The sequence below is a fragment of the Pseudomonas sp. LPB0260 genome, from assembly GCF_013388395.1.
On the sequence record NZ_CP058247.1, the window covers coordinates 4,865,510 to 4,887,387 of the forward strand.

Genomic DNA, 21,878 nt, shown 5'->3' on the forward strand with positions numbered 1-21,878 from the left:
ACGTGCGGACTCGACTTTTTCGCGGATTTCCTTGCTGCTGAAACACCTCGGCCAGGACGATGCCTGGCCGAGGTCAGCATTACCGCTCGATCACCTTAGGCGGAGATCGGGGTACGCCAGTCGTCGGAGCCGGAGGTGCCGGAGACTTCGTGGGTCCAGACGATCTTGCGGTAGGTGAAGTAGACGTCTTCCAGGTGGGTGAAGTGGGACATGTTCGGGTCCTGGCAGTTCGGCATGCGCGACTGCACGTCGACGATCACCGCGTCTTCCAGTTCGATGGTGAAGTAGTGCTCCTGGGTACCGGTGGAGGAGGTGCGGTACCACTCCAGGCGGCACTTGCTCAGACGCTCACCGGAGGTCAGGGAGTTGAAGATCAGCGGCGAGGACTTGTCGAACACCTTGGTGATCATCAGCGGCTTGTGCACGCGCTGGCCGGTCGGCTGGCCGGACTGCGGGTCACGCGGGATGATCACCTGGTGGTTGAAGGCTTGAACCAGAATCTGATCTTCGTGACCTTCCTGGAAAATGTTGCCGACCGAGTCCTCGGTGAAGGTGCCAGCGGTGATCAGACCTTGTTTGGTGCCTTCGAGGGACAGATACGCGGGTGTTGGCATGAGTGCTCTCCTTGCCTGGTTCATGGATCCAGTTGATCCGGGAGCCGGGTCTATAGCGAGTACCGTGCCATCAATTAAAAATCATTTAAAAACAATTACTTGCGATATCTGTTCGATTGCCTTGCCAGGCTGTTGCGAAGGGCGTCACGAAATATTGCGCAGAGTCTGGCGCAGGCCTGCGCAGGAGCTTGCGCAGTACCGCTAAGGGGCAGCCAGGGCAGGCGCTCGGCGGGCTTATCCACAGTCTTGTGTGAGGTGGGGTGCGCAATAAATTGCGCACTCGGCGACAGCGCGGGGGGCTGTAGGTCTGCAGCTTGATGGGCCAGGGCGAGCGGCGTTGGTTCAGGCGCTCTTCTGCTGGCGCAGCAGTTGGCCGTGGCCGTCATCCCAGCCGGCCTCCCAGGCAGCGCTGGGAACTTCCGCGGTATAGGGCAGGTTGCTGGTGGGTTGGCCGGTCAGGCCGGCCATGTAGCCCTGCTGGTAAGCCTTGTTCAGGCTCTCCAGGCTCCACTGGCGGTCATCGTCGGGTTGGGCGTCGGACGCCATGGGCACAGCTCGCGTTACGTTCACTGTGCCCATGCTAGCCGCGCCGGCCGGTGATTACCGGGCCGCCGGTCCCGGTTTTGACGCCGCTGGCGTTTTTTGTGACCGGATCGACTAAACCGCCAGGGCCAGGATGCTGGCCTGGTAGGCCGCGGCGAAGCTGTCGAAGTCGCCTTCTTCCTGGGCCTCCAGCTCCGCCTGGTCGCGCAGCGATCGGGCGGTTGCCGCCTCCAGTGCGGCCTGTTGCTCGGCGCTCAGCGGCTGGCTACGGAAGTACTCGGCGTGCTGCTTGCTCTGGCGCAGGGCGAACTGGGTGAAGCTTTCGCCCTGCTGCAGCTGGGCCAGCACCTGGGCCGAGGGCGTCAGGCTGGTGTCGGCGACCTTGGCGCGCTGCGCCTGCAGGGCCTGTTCGTGGGCGTCGCCGCCCAGGTTGTGGTCGAGCAGTTCGGCCAGTGGCTGGATCTGCGCGAGCAGTTCCTCGGCCCACTGCTGCAGCGCCACCGGTTGGCCCTGGCGCTGCAGCTGCAGGCCGGGACGACGACCCTCCTTGACCACCGAAAGGAAGTTGTCGGTGCAGGCGTGGCACTCGTCACTCTCCAGCAGCGGGCTGTCCTGCAGGGCGCAGAACAGCAGGAAGGCGTCGAGGAAGCGCGCTTCGTTCAGGTCGATGCCCAGGGGCAGGAAGGGGTTGATATCCAGGCAGCGCACCTCGACGTACTGCACGCCGCGAGCCATCAGCGCCTGGATCGGCCGTTCGCCGCTGGCGGTGACGCGCTTGGGGCGGATATTCGAGTAGTACTCGTTCTCGATCTGCAGGATGTTGGTGTTGAGCTGCTGCCACTCGCCATCCTTGTGGGTGCCGGCTTCGACGTAGGCGGGGTAGGGCGTGGCGACGGCCTGGCGCAGGCTGTCGATATAGCTGCCGAGGTCGTTGTAGCAGGGCGTCAGGCCGGCCTGGGCGTTGCTCTGGTAGCCCAGGTCGCTCATGCGCAGGCTGGTGGCGTAGGGCAGGTACAGGGTGTCGGCGTCGAGCTGCTGCAGGCCATGGGGGCGGCCGCGCATGAAGCCGGCGTCCAGCGCCGGTGAGGCGCCGAACAGGTACATCAGCAGCCAGCTGTAGCGGCGGAAATTGCGGATCAGGCCGATGTAGCGCGCCGACTGGTAGTCGCGCGGGCTGCGCGGGTCGCCTTCGGCCTGCTGCAGCACGGCCCACAGCCGGTCTGGCAGGGAGAAGTTGTAGTGGATGCCGGCGATGCACTGCATGGTCTTGCCGTAACGCAGCGCCAGGCCCTTGCGGTACACGTACTTGAGCCGACCGATATTCGAGTCGCCGTAGCGGGCGATCGGGATCGTCTCCTCGTCCGGCAGGGCGCAGGGCATCGACGGGCTCCACAGGTATTCGCCGTCGAGCTTGCTGTAGGCGTAGCGGTGAATCTGCTCGAGGTCGGCCAGGGTGGTGGCCGGGTCGGGCTCGGCCGGGGTAATGAACTCCAGCAGTGCCTCGGAGTAGTCGGTGGTGATCTGCGGGTGGGTCAGTGCCGAGCCCAGTTTCTGCGGGTGCGGGGTCAACGCCAGCTGGCCGTCACTGTCGACGCGCAGGCATTCGCGCTCGATGCCGTGCAAGCACTGGGAAAGCAGGGAGAGGTTGGCGCGCTCGCCGAGCAGGGCCAGGCGGCGGGAGAACAGGTCGCTCAAGATTGCATTCCTTCACGCGTCGATCGGCCCAATATGGGGGTGGAACGCTTGCTCTACAAGGGGGAATCGGTAACGGCGATTTGCGCCGTGGCCCGCCGGAGCGGACTGCCGTCTGCCTACCCTAGACCAGCCGGGACGGATGCAGTTATACCCAGGCGAAGGTCGCTTGCGCCTCAGCGACCCGCTTCTCGCCCCGATCCATCCCGGCCCCAGGTGCGGCTCATTTGCAGATGAAGGTGGCCTGGGCCGTGGCGACCAGTTTGTCGCCCTGCTGCACCCGCGCCTCCAGCACATGCACCTTGCGCCCGGCATTGAGCACGCGGGCGTTGCAGGCGATCTCGCCTTCTTCGACCGCGCGGATGTAGTTGACCTTGCACTCCAGGGTCATGCTGCCGGCCTGGCCACCGAACAGGCTGTGGCTGGCCTGGCCGAGCGCGGTGTCGATCAGCGAGAACAGCGCGCCGCCGTGCATGCGCCCGTGCAGGTTGAGCAGGTGATCCTGCATGCTCATGCGCACCTGGGATTCACCGTTCTCGGCCTTGTCGATGGTCATGCCGAGCAGCTTGCTGAACGCGCTGTCCTGGCCGACCGGGGAGGTGGTGCTCATGGCTTACTTCCTCAATTGCTTGGCGTTGGCGAACAGCGCGGCCATGGCATTGTTGCCCTCGGCCGGCTTGTCCTGGCTGGAATGGCGCTCGCTGCGCGGCGTGTTGCCACGCTTGCCGCCACCGCGGGATTGCCCGCCACGCGTCCCGTCGACCTTCTCGCCGGGGGTGTCGCCCATGCGCATGGACAGGGCGATGCGGTTGCGCGGGATGTCCACCTCCATCACCTTGACCTTGACCACGTCGCCGGCCTTGACCGCCTCGTGCGGGTCCTTGATGAACTTCTCCGACAGCGCCGAGATGTGCACCAGACCGTCCTGGTGCACGCCGATGTCGACGAAGGCGCCGAAGTTGGTGACGTTGGTCACCACGCCCTCGAGGATCATTCCCAGCTGCAGGTCCTTGAGGGTCTCGACGCCTTCCTGGAACGCGGCGGTCTTGAACTCCGGGCGCGGGTCACGGCCGGGCTTCTCCAGCTCGGCGAGGATGTCGCCGATGGTCACCAGGCCGAAGCGCTCGTCGGTGAACTGCTTGGGGTCGAGGCGCTTGAGGAAGGCCGCATCGCCGATCAGCGAGCGGATGTCGCGGCCGGTGTCGGCGGCGATGCGCTGCACCAGCGGATAGGTTTCCGGGTGCACCGCCGAGGCGTCCAGCGGGTTGTCGCCGTTCATCACGCGGAGGAAGCCGGCGGCCTGTTCGAAGGTCTTCTCGCCCAGGCGCGAGACCTTCTTCAGTTCGTCGCGGGTCTTGAACGCGCCGTTGGCGTCGCGGTGCGCGACGATGTTCTGCGCCAGGGTCGCGTTGAGCCCGGAGATGCGCGCCAGCAGGGCGGCGGAAGCGGTGTTGACGTCGACGCCGACGGCGTTCACGCAGTCCTCCACCACGGCATCGAGGCTGCGCGCCAGCTTGAGCTGGGAGACGTCGTGCTGGTACTGGCCGACGCCGATGGATTTCGGGTCGATCTTCACCAACTCGGCCAGCGGGTCCTGCAGGCGGCGGGCAATGGACACCGCGCCGCGCAGCGAGACATCCATGTCCGGAAATTCTCTGGCGGCCAGCTCCGAGGCGGAGTACACCGAGGCGCCGGCTTCACTGACCATCACTTTGGTCAGCTTGAGGCCCGGCAGTTTTTTGATCAGCTCGGCGGCCAGCTTGTCGGTCTCGCGGCTCGCAGTACCGTTGCCGATCGAGATCAGGTCGACGGCGTGCTTGGCGCACAGCTTGGCGAGGACCGCCAGGGTGCCGTCCCAGTCATTGCGCGGCGCATGCGGATACACGGTGGCGGTTTCCAGTACCTTGCCGGTGGCATCCACGACCGCCACCTTGCAGCCGGTGCGCAGACCCGGGTCCAGCGCCAGGGTGGCGCGCGGGCCGGCCGGGGCGGCCAGCAGCAGGTCGTGCAGGTTGCGCGCAAAGACATTGATGGCTTCGTCTTCAGCCGCTTCGCGCAGCTCGCCGAGCAGGTCGGTTTCCAGGTGGGTATAGAGCTTGACCTTCCAGGTCCAGCGCACCACCTCGCCCAGCCACTTGTCGGCGGCGCGGCCGCGCTGCTCGAGGCCGAAGCGTTCGGCGATCATCACCTCGCACGGATGCAGGGTGCCGGGCAGTTCCTCGCCGACCTTCAGGCTGGCGCTGAGGATGCCCTCGTTGCGCCCGCGGAAGATCGCCAGGGCGCGGTGCGACGGCGCGCTCTTGAGCGGCTCGTCGTGTTCGAAGTAGTCGCGGAACTTGGCGCCTTCCTCTTCCTTGCCGGCCACCACCCGGGCGCTGAGGGTGGCGTGGTCCTTGAGGAAGCTGCGCAGGCTGCTGAGCAGAGTGGCGTCCTCGGCGAAGCGCTCCATGAGGATGTACTTGGCGCCTTCCAGCACCGCCTTGACGTCGGCGAAGCCCTTTTCCGCGTCGACAAAGCGTGCGGCTTCCTGGTCCGGGGTCAGGCTCGGGTCGTTGAACAGCGCATCGGCCAGTTCGCCGAGACCGGCTTCCAGGGCGATCTGGCCCTTGGTGCGGCGCTTCTGCTTGTAGGGCAGGTAGAGGTCTTCGAGGCGCGTCTTGGTGTCGGCCAGGTTGATCTCGCGGGCCAGTTCCGGGGTCAGCTTGCCCTGCTCCTCGATGCTGGCGAGGATGCTGGCGCGGCGATCGTCCAGCTCGCGCAGGTAGCGCAGGCGCTCTTCCAGATGGCGCAGCTGGGTGTCGTCCAGGCTGCCGGTGACTTCCTTGCGGTAGCGGGCGATGAAGGGCACGGTCGAGCCTTCGTCGAGCAGCGCCACGGCGGCGGCGACCTGTTGCGGGCGCACGCCCAGTTCTTCGGCGATGCGGTTGTTGATGCTGTCCATATAGAGCTACCCACACTGAAACGAAAAACCGGCCACGCAGACCACGGGCCAGACAAGAAGCGGCGCATTATAAACACCGCCCGCCAGGCTGCTGGGAACCGTTCGGGGAAAAATCTGCTAACAATGGCCGGCCCGCCGCGCCCGGTGGCTGAGCCATAATGCCGAGCATGCAAGCTGTCTGCGCCTCCCTCGGGCCAGACAGATCCCCGGTCAAGGAGCCTCTATGAGTAGCACCGCCCCCTCCCTTGAAGGCGAGAAAATCCTCGTCGTCGACGACGACGCCCGCCTGCGTCGCCTGCTCGAGCGCTTCTTCGACGAGCAGGGCTACCGGGTGCGCACGGTGGAGAACGTCGAGCAGATGGACCGCCTGCTGTCGCGCGAGCTGTTCAACCTGGTGGTGCTCGACCTGATGCTGCCCGGCGAGGACGGCCTGTCCGCCTGCCGCCGCCTGCGCGAGAGCAACAACCAGGTGCCGATCATCATGCTCACCGCCAAGGGCGACGAGGCCAGCCGCATCCAGGGCCTGGAACTGGGCGCCGACGACTACCTGGCCAAGCCGTTCAACCCGCGCGAGCTGCTGGCGCGGATCAAGGCCGTGCTGCGCCGCCAGGCGCCGGTGGTGCCGGGCGCGCCGGGCAGCGAGGACGAGACGGTGAGCTTCGGCGACTACCAGCTGTCGCTGGCCACCCGCGAGCTGAAGAAGGGCGAGGAAGTGCACATGCTCACCACCGGCGAGTTCGCCGTGCTCAAGGCCCTGGTGCAGCATGCCCGCGAGCCGCTGACCCGCGACAAGCTGATGAACCTGGCCCGCGGCCGCGAGTGGGACGCCCTGGAGCGCTCCATCGACGTGCAGATCTCACGCCTGCGCCGGCTGATCGAACCGGACCCGTCCAAGCCGCGCTATATCCAGACGGTCTGGGGCGTGGGCTATGTCTTCGTCCCGGACGGTAACAAGTAGTGCCGGGCGCTCCCTTCTTTTGCGTTGCGGGCCGCCGTCAGGCGGTCGTCGAACAGCCATGAAGACCCCGCTGTGGTTCCCGCAAAGCTTCTTCGCCCGCACCCTCTGGCTGGTGCTGGTGGTGGTGCTGTTTTCCAAGGCACTGACCCTGGTCTATCTGATGATGAACGAGGACGTGCTGGTCGACCGCCAGTACAGCCACGGCGCGGCCCTGACCCTGCGCGCCTACTGGGCGGCCGACCCGGAGGATCGCCAGACCATCGCCCGCGCCGCCGGCCTCAAACGGGTGGCCGAGCATCGGGTGCCGGCCAGCGAGCAGCACTGGCCCTACAGCGAGATCTTCCAGCGCCAGATGCAGGCCGAACTGGGCCCGGATACCGAGGTGCGGGTGCGTGCCAAGAGCCCGCCGGCGCTCTGGGTGCGGGCGCCGGCGCTGGGCGAGGACTGGCTGCGGGTACCGCTGTATCCGCACCCGCTGCGCGGCCAGCGGATCTGGAGCGTGCTCGGTTGGTTCCTCGGCATCGGCCTGCTGTCCACCGCCGCGGCCTGGATCTTCGTGCGCCAGCTGAGCGCGCCGCTCAAGCGCCTGGTGTTCGCCGCCCGGCAGATCGGCCAGGGGCGCAGCGTGCGCCTGCCGGTGAGCGACACGCCGAGCGAGATGACCGAGGTCTACCGCGCCTTCAACCAGATGGCCGAGGATGTCGAACAGGCGGCGCGCGAGCGTGAGCTGATGCTCGCCGGGGTGTCCCACGACCTGCGCACGCCGCTGACCCGCCTGCGCCTGTCCATGGAGTTCCTCAACAGCGACTCGGAGCTGACCGACGACATGGTCCGCGACATCGAGGACATGGATGCGATTCTCGACCAGTTCCTCGCCTTTATCCGCGACGGGCGCGACGAGCCCCTGGAAGAGATCGACCTGCGCGAGCTGATCCGCGAGGTGGTCGCACCCTACAACCAGCAGCGGGAGCTGGTGCGCCTGTGCCTGGAGCCGCTGCCGGTGATTCCCGTGCGCCGGGTGTCGATCAAGCGCCTGCTGGTCAACCTGATCGAAAACGCCCTGCGCTACGGCGGCGATGCGGTGGAGGTGGCCGCCTCGCTGTCCGGCACGCACAACGCGCCCTACGTGGTGCTGAGCGTGCTCGACCGTGGCACGGGCATCGATCCGGCGGAACTGAGCAGCATCTTCAATCCCTTCATTCGCGGCGACCGTGCCCGCGGTGGGCAGGGCGCCGGGCTCGGCCTGGCCATCGTCAAGCGCATCGCCGCCCTGCACGGCGGCAGCGTCGAGCTGCGCAACCGCTCCGGCGGCGGTCTGGAAGCGCGGGTGTGCCTGCCGCTGGGCCTGCTGCTGCCGCGCGACGCGGCGTGAGCGCCGGCAGAGCGCTGCAGCGACCCTGGAGGCGGGGCTAGCCGCGGCCCTTGGTGCGGGTCAGGTGCGGCATGGCGGTCTTTTCCATGTACTCGATGATCATCCCGGCGACGTCCTTGCTGGTGGTGGTTTCGATGCCCTCCAGGCCTGGGGAGGAGTTCACCTCCATCACCAGGGGGCCGTGGTGGGAGCGCAGGATGTCCACCCCGGCGACCGACAGACCCATGACCTTGGCCGCGCGCAGGGCGGTCATGCGCTCCTCCGGGGTGATCTTGATCAGGCTGGCCTCGCCGCCGCGGTGCAGGTTGGAGCGGAACTCGCCCGGCTTGGCCTGCCGCTTGATCGCCGCGATGACCTTGTCGCCGACCACGAAGCAGCGGATGTCGGCGCCGCCGGCCTCCTTGATGTACTCCTGCACCATGATGTTCTGCTTGAGGCCCATGAAGGCCTCAATCACCGACTCGGCGGCCTTCTGGGTTTCGCACATGACCACGCCGATGCCCTGGGTGCCCTCCAGTACCTTGATGATCAGCGGCGCGCCGTTGACCATCTGGATCAGGTCGGGGATGTCGTCCGGCGAGTGGGCGAAGCCGGTCACCGGCAGGCCGATGCCCTTGCGCGAGAGCAACTGCAGCGAGCGCAGCTTGTCCCGCGAGCGGGTGATGGCCACTGATTCGTTGAGCGGGAACACCCCCATCATCTCGAACTGGCGCAGCACCGCGCAGCCGTAGAAGGTCACCGAGGCGCCGATGCGCGGAATCACCGCATCGAAGCCTTCCAGCGGCTGGCCGCGATAGTGGATCTGCGGCTTGTGGCTGGCGATGTTCATGTAGGCGCGCAGGGTGTCGATCACCACCATCTCGTGGCCGCGCTGCTGCCCGGCTTCGACCAGGCGGCGGGTGGAATAGAGGCGCGGGTTGCGCGACAGGACAGCGATTTTCATGGGGCACCCGGAAGGTCGAGAAGCGAGGGTTTGTCTTGAACATAGGTCAGCGCCGGGTTGACCACCAGCTGGCCGTCGATCAGCGCCTTGGAGCCGAGCAGCACGCGGTAGCGCATGGTCTTGCGGCAGGTCAGGGTGAATTCCACCGGCCAGTGGCGGTCGCCGAGGATCAGCAGGGTACGGATCGTGTAGCGGCTCTGCACGTGGCCGGTGGAGCTCTTGATGCGCTTGACCGCCACCAGCGGCGCCTCGCAGCGATGGCGCCGCTGCACCAGGGTGCCGAGGTGCGCGGTGAAGCGCACCCAGTCGGCGCCGTCGCGCTCGAACGGCTGGATATCGCTGGCGTGCAGGCAGGAGGTGCTGGCGCCGGTGTCGATCTTCGCGCGCAGGCCGACCATGCCCAGTTCCGGCAGGTTGATCCATTCGCGCAGGCCGATCACGCTGAGATGGTCGAAGGTCTTCACACTGGGCAGATTCCGTTGGGCCTGACTGGCCTATGGTCCCGGCATTCTAGTTGTGCCCCGGGACAACTGCATCAGGCAGAATCGTGGCCTGGCAGCATTTTTTGATCGAGAGAGCGATGAGCGAGAAAGACGACGACAGGGTGCGCCTGGACAAGTGGCTGTGGGCGGCGCGCTTCTACAAGACCCGCGCCCTGGCCAAGGCGGCGATCGAGGGCGGCAAGGTGCATTGCCGGGGCGAACGCTGCAAGCCGAGCAAGGAGCCGAAGGTCGGCGATGAACTGCAGATCCGCAGCGGCTTCGACGAGCGTACGGTGGTGATCCAGGCGCTGTCGGTGGTGCGGCGGGGGGCGCCGCAGGCCCAGGAGCTGTACACCGAGACCGCCGACAGCCTTGCCCGCCGCGAGCTAGCCGCGGCGCAGCGCAAGGCCGGCGCCCTGGGCGTGCAGACCGATGGTCGGCCGACCAAGAAACAGCGGCGCCAGCTGCACCAGTTTCGCGGCAGTCAGGACGACTGAGGCGCGCCCGACTGTGGCGTGTGCTGCGGCGAAACCACCTGCAGTCGGTTGATCAGCGGCAGCCGTTGCAGCGGCGCCCATAGCGGCTGACAGGCCCATTCCAGGCCCCTGGCGATATGCCCGGCGAGCGGCGTGCAGTAGCCCCAGGCGAAGCTGACCAGGGCGATGAACAGCCCGCCGACCGCCACGTCCACCAGCCAGTGGGCGCCGGCGACCAGGCGCGGCAGCATGAACAGCACCACCAGTGCCAGGCTCACCGCCAGCTTCCAGCCACGGCTGAACAGGGCCATGAACAGGCCCCAGAGCAGCAGCACCGAGGCATGGTCGCCGGGGAAGCTGCGGCTGGAGCGGTCCTTGAGTTCGAACAGGCGCTCCAGCTCGGGGAAGGCGCCGCTCAGATGGAAGCTGCCAGGCACCTGCATCGAGGGGCTTTCGTGCTGCCATCCGAGCAGGGTGACCAGCTTGCTGAACACCACGCGCACCACCAGCAGCACCACCAGCAGGGCAATGAAGGTGAACAGCGCCGGGCGCAACTCGCCTGTGCGGAACGCCCAGCGCGTGTGCAGCAGCAGGCTGAGCATCAGGCCGCCGATCAAGGCGTCGCTGGGGCGCAGGCTGGTCAAGGCCCAGAACCAGTCCCATAGCGGGTAGTGATTGAGCGAGCCATTGAGGCTCTGGAACAGCCACAGGTCGGCGGCGTCCCACAGTGCGCGGGTGGCTGGCAGCAACCAGCTGGCGAGCAAGGCGGCGGCCAGCAGGTTGAGACCGAGCAGGGCCGGCCATCGCCAAGTGGCTTGGATACGGTTGTCTTTATTCATAGAATGTCGCTCCTTAATCTTCCCTGATCGTAATGGCGCCGCGCTTTATATAGATGCAGCGCCATTTTGTCATCTGTTGTTCACATCTGGTTGCCCCATGCACGATTTCGATCACACCCAGCGTTTCCTGTTCGACGATACCGATGTCCGCGGCGAGCTGGTCGGCCTGGGCGCGAGCTACCAGCATGTGCTGGCCAAGCACCCCTATCCGCAGCCGGTCGCCCAGTTGCTCGGCGAATTGCTGGCCGCGGCGTCGCTGCTGATCGGCACCCTGAAGTTCGACGGCCTGCTGGTGCTGCAGGCGCGCTCGTCCGGCGCGGTGCCCTTGCTGATGGTCGAGTGCTCCAGCGATGGCGAGTTGCGTGGCATTGCCCGCTACCACGCCGAGCAGGTGGCCAGCGATGCCGGGCTGGCCGAGCTGATGCCCGATGGCGTGCTGGCGATCACCGTCGACCCGAAGAATGGCCAGCGCTACCAGGGCATCGTCGACCTGGAAGGCGCCACCCTGGCCGACTGCCTGACCAACTACTTCGCCACCTCGGAACAGCTGCCCACGCGCTTCTGGCTGTGCGCCGACGGTCAGCGCGCCCGCGGTCTGCTGCTGCAGCAGCTGCCGGCCGACCGCCTGAAGGAAGCCGAGGCCCGCGAGGCCAGCTGGCAGCACCTGGTGACCCTGGCCAGTACCCTGACCACCGAGGAACTGCTCGGCCTGGACAACGAAACCCTGCTGCACCGCCTCTATCACGAGGAGGCGCTGCGCCTGTTCGAGCCGCGCCAGCTGTGCTTTCGCTGCAGCTGTTCGCGCGAGCGCTCGGCCCGGGCGCTGATCAGCCTGGGGCAGGCCGACGCCGAGCTGCTGCTCAGCGAGCATGCCGGGCGGGTGGTGATCGACTGCCAGTTCTGCAACCAGCAATACGGTTTCGATGCCGCCGATGTCGCCCAGCTGTTCGCCGGCGGCGGCAGCGAGGAACCCTCGGATACGCGCCACTGAGGCGATAGCGGGCGCCTATCGGCCCGCTTGGCGGATCGGGTACTGCCAAGGAATGTGCTTTCTGGCATACTCCCGCGACTTTTTATCGCTGTAGTAGTGCGCAAACCTTTACTACAAAACGTTTGGAAGACTCGGCCCGCGGGCCGACGGGGACTCACATGACGCAAGCCAACAACGCCGTGTACACCGACATCAGCGCCGCCCAACTGGTCGAAGAAGCCCTCCGTCGCGGCGAAGGCGAACTGGCCGCCAACGGTTCTCTGGTGGTCCGCACCGGCCAGCGCACCGGCCGCTCGCCGGCCGACCGCTTCATCGTTCAGGAGCCGAGCACCGAGGCGAAGATCGCCTGGGGCCCGATCAACCGGCCATTCCCGGCGGACAAGTTCGATGCCCTGTGGGACCGTGTGCAGGCGTTCTCCGATGCCCAGGACAGCTTCGTCTCCCACGTTCACGTAGGCTCCGCCGAAGCGCACTACCTGCCGGTCAAAATGACCACCGCCACCGCCTGGCAGAACCTCTTCGGCCGCTGCCTGTTCATCGAGCCGGCGCAGTACAACCCGGCCGCCAAGGCTGAGTGGCAGGTGCTCAACGTCGCCAACTTCGAGTGCGTGCCCGAGCGTGACGGCACCAACTCCGACGGTTGCGTGATCATCAATTTCGCCGCCAGGAAGGTGCTGATCGCCGGCATGCGCTACGCCGGTGAAATGAAGAAGGCGATGTTCAGCGTGCAGAACTTCCTGCTGCCGGACGCCGACGTGCTGCCGATGCACTGCGCCGCCAACATCGGCGAGGACGGCGACGTCACCCTGTTCTTCGGCCTGTCCGGCACCGGCAAGACCACCCTGTCGGCGGACGAGTCGCGCTACCTGATCGGCGACGACGAGCACGGCTGGGGCGAGGGCGTGGTGTTCAACATCGAGGGTGGCTGCTACGCCAAGTGCATCGACCTGTCGGAGAAGAACGAGCCGGTGATCTGGAAGGCCATCCAGTTCGGCGCCGTGCTGGAAAACGTGGTGCTCGATGAGCAGCGCAACCCGGACTACGCCGACGACAGCCTGACCCAGAACAGCCGCGCGGCCTACCCGCTGAGCCATGTCGAGAAGCGCAGCGAGCGCAACCTCGGCGGCGAGCCGAACGCGGTGATCTTCCTCACCTGCGACCTCACCGGGGTGCTGCCGCCGGTGTCGATCCTCGACGAAGAGCAGGCCGCCTACCACTTCCTGTCCGGCTACACCGCGCTGGTCGGCTCCACCGAAATGGGCTCGGGCAGCGGCATCAAGTCGACCTTCTCCACCTGCTTCGGCGCGCCGTTCTTCCCGCGCCCGGCCGGCGAGTACGCCGAGCTGCTGATCAAGCGCATCCGCGGCTTCGGCTCCAAGGTCTACCTGGTCAACACCGGCTGGACCGGCGGCGGCTATGGCGTCGGCAAGCGTTTCAACATCCCCACCACCCGTGGGGTGATCGCCGCCATCCAGAGCGGCGCGCTGATCGGCACAGAGACCGAGCACCTGCCGATCATCAACCTCAACGTGCCGAAGTCGGTGCCGGGCGTCGAAACCAACCTGCTCAACCCGCGCAACACCTGGGCCGACCAGAACGCCTACGACGAGGCCGCCAAGGCCCTGGCCAAGTTGTTCATCGACAACTTCCAGAAGTTCGAGGTCAGCGACGCGATCAAGAACGCCGGCCCGCAGCTCTAAGCCGTCAGCGCGTCACGGAAAACCGCCTTCGGGCGGTTTTTTTGTATGCGTCTGCCAGGTAGAGCCAGCACCGGAAGAACTGTTGCGGTGAATCGGTCGACAGCCTGTGCTGCCTATCACGCCGGGGTGTTGAACTGTCTGCCTCGCGACGGCCGTTGTCCGTTGCAGGGGGAGGCGCCGGGGCTTACTCAGCCAGCAGCTTTCTTAGCTGTTGCTCGCGGATCGCCGGCAGGGATTGCCAGATGGCCTGAGTCAGTTGCGGGTTCTGTTGCCGAAACTGGTGGGAGAACACCAGATAGGAGTCATCCTCGTAGTACGTCTGTGGCAGCAGCTTGACCTGCTCGGTGAGGCCCAGGGTACGCAGCATATTGAGGCCGATGCTGCGCTCGCTGACATAGCCATCCAGGCGGTTCAGCGCCACCAGCTGCAGGCCGATCTTCACCGAGCGCACCGTCTCGTCGAGTACGCCGGCCTTTTTCAGGCTGTGCCAGACCACATAGCCAGGCGGCGCCCCCAGGCCGGTCTTGATACCGCTGAACTGCTGGCCATCGTAGCGCAGCTCGCCGGCCAAGGGGACGAACACCCGATACTCCTCGCGCCACAGGCGCAGTTCGGGGTCTGGCGCGGACTGCGCCCGTTTATTGGCCTTAGGGAAGGCGCCCCAGGCGTCGCGCTCGCTCGACCAGAAGGCAGCCGCTATGGCATCGACCTGGTTCTTGCGCAGCATGGCGAGGCAGCGTTTCCATGGATGGCGCAGCAGCGTCACCGGCTCGGCGTGTTCGGCCGCCGCGGCGCGGGCGATGTCAGGCAGCAGGCCGGAACGGCCATCGATATCTTGTTTGAGCAGCAGGGGCAGGTAGTCGGCATCTTCGACGCAGAGGCTCAGAGCCTCGGCCGACAGGCTGATTGAAAAGCCCAACAGAACAACAAGCCAGGCCTTCATGGGCAGTCCCCCTGACGGGTGGTCAACAGCACAAGGTTAGTTGGCCATCTACCTGGGGTAAAGCCGCTGTCGCCCGGCTTCTGGCTGTCTGGGCGTGTGTGCCGGGCCAGCACCGGGGAATGCTCTTACAATAGCCGGGCGCCTGTTTCCGGCCAGCCACGAGGAATGCCCGATGTTGCTGCACAGCCTCGCCGAAGTCTTCGGCTTTCACCAACTGCGTCCCGGTCAGGAGGCGGCGATCGGCGCGGTGCTGGCCGGGCGCTCGGCGGCGGCGATCTTTCCCACCGGCTCCGGCAAGTCGCTGTGCTACCAGCTGCCGGCCCTGCATCTGCCGCACCTGACCCTGGTGGTGTCGCCGCTGCTGGCGCTGATGCAGGACCAGCTGGCCTTTCTCGCCCGTCACGGCATCAATGCCGCCAGCATCGACTCGGCGCAGAGCCGCGAGCAGACCGCCGAGGTGATGGAGCGCGCCCGTGCCGGCGAGCTGAAGATCCTGATGATCTCGGTGGAGCGCCTGAAGAACGAGCGCTTCCGTAACTTCATCGGCCAGGTGCCGATCTCCCTGCTGGTGGTCGACGAGGCTCACTGCATCTCCGAGTGGGGCCACAACTTTCGCCCGGACTACCTCAAGTTGCCCGACTACCAGCGCCAGTTCGCCATTCCCCAGGTGCTGCTGCTGACCGCCACCGCCACGCCGCAGGTGGTGGCCGACATGCAGCGCAAGTTCGCCATCGAAGCGCAGGACGTGATCACCACCGGCTTCTACCGGGCCAATCTCAACCTGCTGGTCGAGCCGGTGCGCGGCGACGACAAGCGCCGCCGCCTGGTCGAATGGCTGGCGCCCCGGGCCGGGCAGCCGAGCATCGTCTACGTGACTCAGCAGAAGAGCGCCGAGCAGATCGCCGAGCACCTGAGCCGGCACGGCATCGCGGCCAGCGCCTACCACGCCGGCATGGCTCACGAGCAGCGCGAGGCGATCCAGCGCCGCTTCATGGCCGGCCAGGACAGCTGCATCGTCGCCACCATCGCCTTCGGCATGGGCATCGACAAGAGTGACATCCGCAATGTGGTGCACTTCGACCTGCCCAAGTCGATCGAGAACTACAGCCAGGAGATCGGCCGTGCCGGGCGCGACGGCCGCCCCTCGGACTGCCTGGTGCTGGCCAATCGCGACAGCCTCAGCCTGCTGGAGAACTTCGTCTACGGCGACACCCCGGAGCTTGCGGGCATCGAGCGGGTGCTCGAGGAGCTGCTGGGCTGCGCGCAGGACGGCCAGTGGGAGCTGATGCTGAATGCCCTCAGCGAGCAGAGCAACATCCGCCCGCTGCCGCTCAAGACCCTGCTGGTGCAGCTGGAGCTGCGTGGCATCATCGCTCCGCGTTACGCCTATTTCGCCGAGTACCGCTTCAAGTACCTGATCGAGCCGCAAGCCCTGCTGGACCGCTTCGACGGCGAGCGCCGGCAGTTCGTCGAGGCCCTGGTCGCCAGCGCGACGCGGGCACGCACCTGGTGCACCCTGGACTTCGAGGCGCTGTATCAGCGGCACCGGGCCGAGCGCAGCCGGGTGGTCAAGGCGCTGGACTATTTTCAGGAACAGGGCTGGATCGAGCTGGAAAGCAAGCAGATGACCGAGGTCTATGCGCTGCTCGACCCGCACTTCGACCCGGAGGCGCTGGGCGCCGAGCTGCATCGGTATTTCCGCCAGCAGGAGGGCAGCGAGATCGCCCGCATCCAGGCCATGCTGGCGCTGTTCGAGAGCGCGCAGTGCCTGAGCCGGCGCCTGGCCGACTACTTCGGCGACGAGCAGGCGCCGGAGCGCTGCGGCCACTGTTCCGTATGCGCCGGCCGGGTCGCCCGGCTGCCGCCGCCACCGGATCTGCCGGCGCTGGCCGGGCAGGACCTCGACCGGCTGTGTGGCGATTTCATCCAGCGCTACCGCCAGGCCCGTGGCGAGGCGCCCAGCGGCGAATGCCTGACGCGCTTTCTCTGTGGCGTCAGCGCGCCGCTGCTGACCAAACTCAAGGCGCGCAGCCTGCCCGGCTTCGCCGCGCTGCAGGCCTACCCCTACGCGGCGGTGCGCGACTGGGTGCGGGACGGGCTGCAGCCGGCTGCCGACTAATCCCGGGCGCGGGTGGCCTGGCCCTGTTCCAGGGCCCACTGCACCAGCTGCGCGGTCAGCCGGTCCGCGGCCGCGCCGAGGGCGCTCACCATCGCCGCCACCGAGCGCCCGGACGCCGCCTGGCGCACTTCGAAACGGCGGCTGGCGAGGATGCGCCGGCTGCCGCCCTGTACCAGACGCGCCTCCAGGCGGATGTGGGCCTCGGGCCGCTGGCCGTGGTAGTCGCCTTGGAAGCTGCGCAGGTCGCTGTCCAGCAGGAGGTCGGCGCGCAGGCCGCTGCTGTCGCTGCTCAGCGCGGCCAGTCGGCCGTCGTCGCGAAAGCCATCTAGCAGCCGGTCGCGCAGCAGAAGGCTGGCGCGGTCGACCCAGCGCGCGCCCTGGTAGGCGCTGAGCCGGTCGCCCTGGGGCAGCACGGCGATCCGCGTGCTGTCGAGCAGGGCGCTGGCCGCGGGAGTGTTGACCCGCAATGCCCAGTCGCTGCGCACCCCGGCGTGCGCCTGGCTGGGCAGGGCGCTGGCCGGCAAGCGATAGAGGTCCAGCGGTTCGCTTTCGGGCAGTACCGAGCAGGCGCCGAGCAGGCCGCCCAGCAGCAGGGCGCAGAGCATCCGGCTCATGGCTGGAACTCCTGTAGCCGCTCGCCGCGCAGCAGGTAGCCGGCGGGGTCCTGCTCCAGGCGGCGGGAGAACGAGCGCAGCGCGCCGAGGGTGTCGCGCAGCTCGTGGATGGCCGGGCCCAGCTCGCCGAGGCCTTGCAGGCCGCTGTCGAGCGCCTCGCGATTGTCGCCGAGCAGGCGCTCGAGGTTCCGGCTGCTGCGCTCCAGCGAGGCCATCAGCCGCTCGGTGTTGGCCAGGGTCTGGCGGCCCGGGCCGTCCAGCAGCTGGTTGGCGCTGCGCATCAGCTTGGCCGTTTCCTGGCTGGCGGCGCCGAACTCTTGCAGGGTCAGGCGCAACTGGTCGCGTCGCTCGGCGACGCTGGCGGTGGTCCGTTCCAGGTGTTCGAGGGTGCGCGACACGCGCTCGATATTGGCGTCGGAGAGCAGCCGGTCGGCGCGTTTGAGCAGGCCGCTGAGGCTCAGCAGCAGGTCGTCGCCATTGCTCATCAGCTGTGCCAGTACCGAGCGTTCGGCGATGATCTGCGGCGGCTGCTCGCCGTCGCCCAGGAGCCTGGGACTCTGCGGCGTGCCGCCGAGCAACTGGATCACCGCGATGCCGGTGATGCCGGTGATCGTCAGGCGCGCGCGGGTGTCCTGCTTGATCGGTGCCTGGCTGAGCACGCGAATGCGCGCGTGCACCTTGCGCGGGTCCTCGGGATCGAGCTCAAGGCTGGCCACCTCGCCGATGGTGATGCCGCTGTATTGCACCGCGCTGCCCTTGGACAGGCCGCTGACGGTCTCGTCGAAGACCACCACGTAGTCGCTGAGCGCCTGGTCGACCGTGGACTTGTTCAGCCACAGGGCGAACAGCAGTGCGGCGGCGAGGCTCAGCACGGCGAACAGGCCGATCAGCACATGGTGGGCGCGCGGTTCCATTCAAGGGCTCCCCGGCGCGCCGGCGGCGGCCCGTTCGGCCGCGCGTCCACGCGGGCCGTGAAAGTAGTCGCGAATCCACGGGTCGTCGAAGGCGGCGACCCGCTCCAGGCGGTCGGCCACCAGTACCCGCTGCCGCGCCAGCACCGCCACCCGGTCGCACAGGCTGTAAAGCACGTCGAGGTCGTGGGTGACCAGCAGCACGCTCAGCCCCAGGGCATCGCGCAGGGTGCGCAGCAGCTGGTCGAAGGCGCCGGCGCCGATCGGGTCGAGGCCCGAGGTCGGCTCATCGAGAAACAGGATCTCCGGGTCCATGGCCAGGGCGCGGGCCAGGGCGGCGCGCTTGACCATGCCGCCGGACAGTTCGCCCGGGTACTTGCCGCCGGCCTCCAGCGGCAGGCCGACCAGCGCCAGCTTGACCCGGGCCAGGCGCTCGGCCGCCGGACGGGGCAGGCCGGCATGTTCGATCAGCGGCAGGGCGATGTTCTCGGTCACCGTCAGCGAGGAGAACAGCGCGCCGCGCTGGAACAGCACACCGAAGCGTCGTTCCATGCGCGCGCGCCGGGCCGGCGGCAGGTGCAGCAGGTCCTCACCGAACACGCGGATCTGGCCGGAAGTGGGCTGGCGCAGGCCGAGGATGCTGCGCAGCAGCACCGACTTGCCGGTGCCCGAGCCGCCGACCACGCCGAGCACCTCGCCGCGCAGCAATTGCAGGTGCAGGTCCTGGTGCACCACCTGAGTACCGAAGCGGTTGCACAGGTCGTGCACCTCGATGATCGGCTCGGCGCTCACCAGCCCATCTCCATCAGGAACAGCGCAGCCACGGCGTCCAGCACGATCACCACGAAGATCGACTGGACCACGCTGGAGGTGGTGCGTTCGCCCACCGACTGGGTGCTGCCGGTGACCTTGAAGCCTTCCAGGCAGCCGATCACCGCGATCAGGAAGGCGAACAGCGGCGCCTTGGCCATGCCCACCAGGAAGTGCCGCACGGCGATGTTCTCCTGCAGGATGGCCAGGTACATGCTTGGCGTGATGTCCAGGCTCAGGGCGCAGACCACGGCGCCGCCGAGGATGCCGCTGAGCATGGCGACGAAGGTCAGGATCGGCAGGGCGATCAGCAGCGCCAGCACCCGTGGCAGCACCAGCAACTCCAGGGGGCTGAGGCCGAGGGCGCGGATCGCGTCGATCTCCTCGTTGGCCAGCATCGAGCCGATCTGCGCGGTGAAGGCGCTGGCCGTGCGGCCGGCCATGAGGATCGCGGTGAGCAGCACGCCGAACTCGCGCAGGAAGGAGAAGGCCACCAGGTTGACCGTATAGAGGGTCGCGCCGTAACCGGCGAGCACGGTGGCGCCGAGGAAGGCCACCACGGCGCCGACCAGGAAGGTCAGCAGGGCGACGATGGGCAGCGCGTTGAGCCCGCTCTGCTCCAGGTGCACGACCAGCGAGGTGACGCGCCAGCGACGTGGGCGCCACAGGGTGGCGAACAGGGTGGCCAGGGTCAGACCGATGAAGCCGAGCAGGGCGCCGCTCTGTCGCCACAGCCCCTCGAGGGCCGCGCCTATGGTGCCGAGCAGCTCGAGCAGGGTCGAGGGCCGCCGTGCCGGCTGCCCGCCCGCCACGCCGGCCATGGCCTGGCACACCACCTGCAGCAGGGCGCGGCGCTCCTCGGGCAGCCCCGGGGCGCTGGCCGCCAGCTCGGCCAGGCGCTGGCTGCCGAGCAGTTCGACCAGCAGCGCCGCGCCGGCGGTGTCGAGCGCGCCCAGTCCGCCCAGCTCGACCGCCGCGGCGTCCGGCAGGCTGCCGCGCAGCGCCTGCACCTGGGCTTGCAGTGCGGTGTAATGGACCAGGGTCCAGTCGCCGCCGATCCGCAGGCCCGGTGCGGCGTGCCTACCGCGCGACTGGCACGGGGTGATGTACGGGGTGGTGCTCATAGGCCCAAGCTTAGTTCGCGGTGGTCACCTGCGACGGTTCGACGGTTCGACGGCATGCGGGGCTATCGATGGCGCCGTGGCCAGGGCACTTGCTTGCCGGCCGATGAGTCCTGCGCTCACCCGATTGGGGGACTTTGCCGGCGGCGGCGGGTCGGCTATCCTGCGCGACGTGCGTCACAACTCGGCCTGCTGCACGGCCGACCCACCTGTTCGATTGGCAATGGAAGAAAGGACTCGACCATGAAAGAACAACGCAAACTCCCGGCGCTACGCGCGCACATCGACCAACTGCTCGGCAAGGGCTGGGTCATTGCCGGCCGCAATCCGCTGGCGCTGCGCAAGGGCCGCAAGAGCTGGGTGGTCAACCACGGCATGCTGATCAGCGAAGACCTCGCCGCCTGACTTCCCCTCCCGAGCGCTGATGCACCCTGGCCTATGGCCGGCGGCGCCTCGGCGCTCGCTCCGGCCGATGCAATACTCGCGCAGCTGCGACCGCGAGATCTTCCTAACCCCGACGCATTAGCCCGGTCGCGGCGCCCGCAGCGGATGCCGGCTTCGCTGGGGTGAACATCGACCGTGCAACTCGAACAAAAAAGGGCATGCCGCGGGCGTGCCCTTTTTCGTTGGCGCTTGTGGCCGGCGGAGAGCTCGATGGTGGGCGGTCGATGGGCTGCGCGTTTCCAGGCAGTTGGGGGTCGACTTCAGACATTCGCGTCACGCGTTGCAGCGCTAGCTTAGCCGGGTGCTATTTCAGCCCGACAACGTGGAGCAGACATGCAACCGATCACCGTTCTTCGCGACACCACCCCCGTCCCGGTCCTCGACGCCTGCAAGTGGGAGCGCATCGGCGGCGACCCGCACACCGTCAACCTTAATGCCTACACCTCGGAAGACGGCAAGAAGATCATGGGCACCTGGATCTGCACCCCCGGCAAGTGGCGGGTGGCCTACGACAAGTGGGAGTACTGCCACTTCCAGGAAGGCTACTGCATCATCACCCCGGACGGTCAGGAGCCGATCCACCTCAAGGCCGGCGATATCTTCGTGGTCGAGCCGGGCATGACCGGCACCTGGGAAGTGGTCGAGACCGTGCGCAAGTACTTCGTCTTCGCCTGATTGGCTGGCCGAAGCGTCCGGCCCGGCGATTGCGGGTCGGCCGCTTGCGGCACTGGCTTGTTCGGCGCGCATCTGTTAATCATGGAGGCGTCGGTGTTTGTTGGCCGATTGCATCTGGCTAGAGCCGTGCGCTGCAGTCCCACGCAGCCGGCGCCGCGACAGGAGGGCATGCAATCGACTGTAACCCCGGCCCCGCAACACCTCGAACGAACACCCAGGTCAAAACGAGGAAGCCCTATGCAAGTACAAGTGAACATTCATCAGATCGAAGGCGACGCCCGACTTCAGAAGTGGATAGGTTCGACCCTAACCGACAGGCTCGAGCGCTACTCCGATCTGCTTACCCGCATAGAAGTGCACATCAGCGACGAGAACGCCCACAAGTCCGGGCCGGATGACAAGCGCTGCCAGATCGAGGCCCGCCCCAAGGGGCAGCAGGCGATCTCGGTGACCCACAAGGCTCAGGACCTGGAGCAGGCCGTCGACGGCGCCAGCGAAAAAATGCGTCACGCGCTCGAGCATCTGGTCGGCAAGCTGGAGGCCAGGGCGACCTCGGCCAAACGCCTCGATAACGGCGAAGAGGAGCCGGTCGACGCCTTGCTGCAGGAAGAGTTTCTGGCCAAGCAGGAAGAGTTGGACCGGGCGTAACGCGCCCCTTCCCAGTTATCCAACTGATTAGCAAGAGGGGTT

General features: G+C 67.2%; 22 protein-coding genes. 9 read left to right on the forward strand and 13 right to left on the reverse strand.

Annotated features, from left to right (window positions below):
* Nucleotides 1–95: 95 nt before the first annotated feature.
* From LPB260_RS21755 to LPB260_RS21775, 5 genes are all read right to left on the reverse strand, one after another.
* Nucleotides 96–614, reverse strand: coding sequence for an Hcp family type VI secretion system effector (locus LPB260_RS21755; RefSeq protein WP_108490538.1), 519 nt, complete (start codon nucleotides 612–614; stop codon nucleotides 96–98).
* Nucleotides 615–956: 342 nt separating this feature from the next.
* Nucleotides 957–1,160, reverse strand: a complete 204-nt coding sequence (gene rmf, locus LPB260_RS21760) for a ribosome modulation factor (protein ID WP_208707938.1) — start codon at nucleotides 1,158–1,160, stop codon at nucleotides 957–959.
* Between the two features lie 111 nt (nucleotides 1,161–1,271).
* Nucleotides 1,272–2,852, reverse strand: coding sequence for a glutamate--cysteine ligase (gene gshA / locus LPB260_RS21765; protein WP_208707939.1), 1,581 nt, complete (start codon nucleotides 2,850–2,852; stop codon nucleotides 1,272–1,274).
* Nucleotides 2,853–3,072: 220 nt separating this feature from the next.
* Entirely contained in the window at nucleotides 3,073–3,459 is a 387-nt protein-coding gene (locus LPB260_RS21770; protein ID WP_208707940.1) for a PaaI family thioesterase, read from the reverse strand.
* 3 nt (nucleotides 3,460–3,462) lie between these two features.
* Nucleotides 3,463–5,790 (reverse strand): Tex family protein, encoded by a 2,328-nt coding sequence (locus LPB260_RS21775; RefSeq protein WP_208707941.1) that lies wholly within the window; start codon nucleotides 5,788–5,790, stop codon nucleotides 3,463–3,465.
* A gap of 223 nt (nucleotides 5,791–6,013) precedes the next feature.
* Here LPB260_RS21775 and ompR point away from each other — a divergent pair, with 223 nt between their 5' ends.
* Together ompR and LPB260_RS21785 are read left to right on the forward strand one after the other, a co-directional pair.
* Entirely contained in the window at nucleotides 6,014–6,748 is a 735-nt protein-coding gene (gene ompR, locus LPB260_RS21780) for a two-component system response regulator OmpR (protein ID WP_208707942.1), read from the forward strand.
* A gap of 58 nt (nucleotides 6,749–6,806) precedes the next feature.
* A complete protein-coding gene (locus tag LPB260_RS21785; protein ID WP_208707943.1) occupies nucleotides 6,807–8,120 on the forward strand; it encodes an ATP-binding protein in 1,314 nt (437 codons plus the stop codon).
* Between the two features lie 37 nt (nucleotides 8,121–8,157).
* Here LPB260_RS21785 and rimK read toward each other — a convergent pair whose 3' ends face one another.
* Nucleotides 8,158–9,063 carry a 30S ribosomal protein S6--L-glutamate ligase gene (gene rimK / locus LPB260_RS21790; protein WP_208707944.1) on the reverse strand — a complete coding sequence of 302 codons (906 nt, stop codon included), beginning with the start codon at nucleotides 9,061–9,063 and terminating at the stop codon, nucleotides 8,158–8,160.
* Entirely contained in the window at nucleotides 9,060–9,494 is a 435-nt protein-coding gene (locus tag LPB260_RS21795; protein ID WP_256625651.1) for an ATP-dependent zinc protease, read from the reverse strand. The genes rimK and LPB260_RS21795 overlap by 4 nt, the downstream gene beginning before the upstream one ends.
* Before the next feature lie 149 nt (nucleotides 9,495–9,643).
* On the opposite strand from LPB260_RS21795, the gene LPB260_RS21800 reads away from it, so the two are divergent.
* Nucleotides 9,644–10,042 carry an RNA-binding S4 domain-containing protein gene (locus LPB260_RS21800; protein WP_208707946.1) on the forward strand — a complete coding sequence of 133 codons (399 nt, stop codon included), beginning with the start codon at nucleotides 9,644–9,646 and terminating at the stop codon, nucleotides 10,040–10,042.
* On the opposite strand, the gene LPB260_RS21805 is transcribed toward LPB260_RS21800, so the two are convergent.
* Nucleotides 10,030–10,860 carry a phosphatase PAP2 family protein gene (locus LPB260_RS21805; RefSeq protein WP_208707947.1) on the reverse strand — a complete coding sequence of 277 codons (831 nt, stop codon included), beginning with the start codon at nucleotides 10,858–10,860 and terminating at the stop codon, nucleotides 10,030–10,032. The genes LPB260_RS21800 and LPB260_RS21805 overlap by 13 nt on opposite strands.
* 97 nt (nucleotides 10,861–10,957) lie before the next feature.
* Here LPB260_RS21805 and hslO point away from each other — a divergent pair, with 97 nt between their 5' ends.
* Both hslO and LPB260_RS21815 read left to right on the forward strand, forming a co-directional pair.
* Nucleotides 10,958–11,851, forward strand: a complete 894-nt coding sequence (hslO, locus tag LPB260_RS21810; RefSeq protein WP_208707948.1) for an Hsp33 family molecular chaperone HslO — start codon at nucleotides 10,958–10,960, stop codon at nucleotides 11,849–11,851.
* Between the two features lie 158 nt (nucleotides 11,852–12,009).
* A complete protein-coding gene (locus tag LPB260_RS21815) occupies nucleotides 12,010–13,551 on the forward strand; it encodes a phosphoenolpyruvate carboxykinase (RefSeq protein WP_208707949.1) in 1,542 nt (513 codons plus the stop codon).
* A 184-nt stretch (nucleotides 13,552–13,735) separates the two neighbouring features.
* Here LPB260_RS21815 and LPB260_RS21820 read toward each other — a convergent pair whose 3' ends face one another.
* Nucleotides 13,736–14,494: an ABC transporter substrate-binding protein gene (locus LPB260_RS21820; protein WP_208707950.1), complete on the reverse strand. Its 759-nt coding sequence runs from the start codon at nucleotides 14,492–14,494 to the stop codon at nucleotides 13,736–13,738.
* A 172-nt stretch (nucleotides 14,495–14,666) separates the two neighbouring features.
* Here LPB260_RS21820 and LPB260_RS21825 point away from each other — a divergent pair, with 172 nt between their 5' ends.
* Nucleotides 14,667–16,613: an ATP-dependent DNA helicase RecQ gene (locus tag LPB260_RS21825; RefSeq protein ID WP_208707951.1), complete on the forward strand. Its 1,947-nt coding sequence runs from the start codon at nucleotides 14,667–14,669 to the stop codon at nucleotides 16,611–16,613.
* Here LPB260_RS21825 and LPB260_RS21830 read toward each other — a convergent pair.
* Genes LPB260_RS21830 through LPB260_RS21845 form a run of 4 tightly spaced genes read right to left on the reverse strand, consistent with a single transcriptional unit; the run spans nucleotide 16,610 to nucleotide 20,072 of the window.
* Nucleotides 16,610–17,227: an ABC-type transport auxiliary lipoprotein family protein gene (locus LPB260_RS21830; protein WP_208707952.1), complete on the reverse strand. Its 618-nt coding sequence runs from the start codon at nucleotides 17,225–17,227 to the stop codon at nucleotides 16,610–16,612. The genes LPB260_RS21825 and LPB260_RS21830 overlap by 4 nt on opposite strands.
* A complete protein-coding gene (locus LPB260_RS21835; protein ID WP_208707953.1) occupies nucleotides 17,224–18,141 on the reverse strand; it encodes an MlaD family protein in 918 nt (305 codons plus the stop codon). The genes LPB260_RS21830 and LPB260_RS21835 overlap by 4 nt, the downstream gene beginning before the upstream one ends.
* Complete coding sequence (locus LPB260_RS21840) at nucleotides 18,142–18,930, reverse strand: ABC transporter ATP-binding protein (RefSeq protein ID WP_208707954.1); 789 nt, start codon at nucleotides 18,928–18,930, stop codon at nucleotides 18,142–18,144.
* The gene (locus LPB260_RS21845; RefSeq protein ID WP_208707955.1) at nucleotides 18,927–20,072 is read right to left on the reverse strand and encodes an ABC transporter permease; all 1,146 of its coding nucleotides are present in this window, start codon (nucleotides 20,070–20,072) and stop codon (nucleotides 18,927–18,929) included. Before LPB260_RS21845 ends, LPB260_RS21840 begins: the two co-directional genes overlap by 4 nt.
* A gap of 240 nt (nucleotides 20,073–20,312) precedes the next feature.
* Between LPB260_RS21845 and LPB260_RS21850 the strand changes: the two genes are divergently transcribed.
* The 3 genes from LPB260_RS21850 to LPB260_RS21860 all read left to right on the forward strand — a co-directional run bounded on the left by LPB260_RS21850 (nucleotide 20,313) and on the right by LPB260_RS21860 (nucleotide 21,836).
* The gene (locus tag LPB260_RS21850) at nucleotides 20,313–20,474 is read left to right on the forward strand and encodes a hypothetical protein (RefSeq protein WP_208707956.1); all 162 of its coding nucleotides are present in this window, start codon (nucleotides 20,313–20,315) and stop codon (nucleotides 20,472–20,474) included.
* Nucleotides 20,475–20,846: 372 nt separating this feature from the next.
* Nucleotides 20,847–21,188: a cupin domain-containing protein gene (locus LPB260_RS21855; RefSeq protein WP_208707957.1), complete on the forward strand. Its 342-nt coding sequence runs from the start codon at nucleotides 20,847–20,849 to the stop codon at nucleotides 21,186–21,188.
* Nucleotides 21,189–21,425: 237 nt separating this feature from the next.
* A complete protein-coding gene (locus LPB260_RS21860; protein ID WP_208707958.1) occupies nucleotides 21,426–21,836 on the forward strand; it encodes an HPF/RaiA family ribosome-associated protein in 411 nt (136 codons plus the stop codon).
* Nucleotides 21,837–21,878 lie beyond the last annotated feature (42 nt).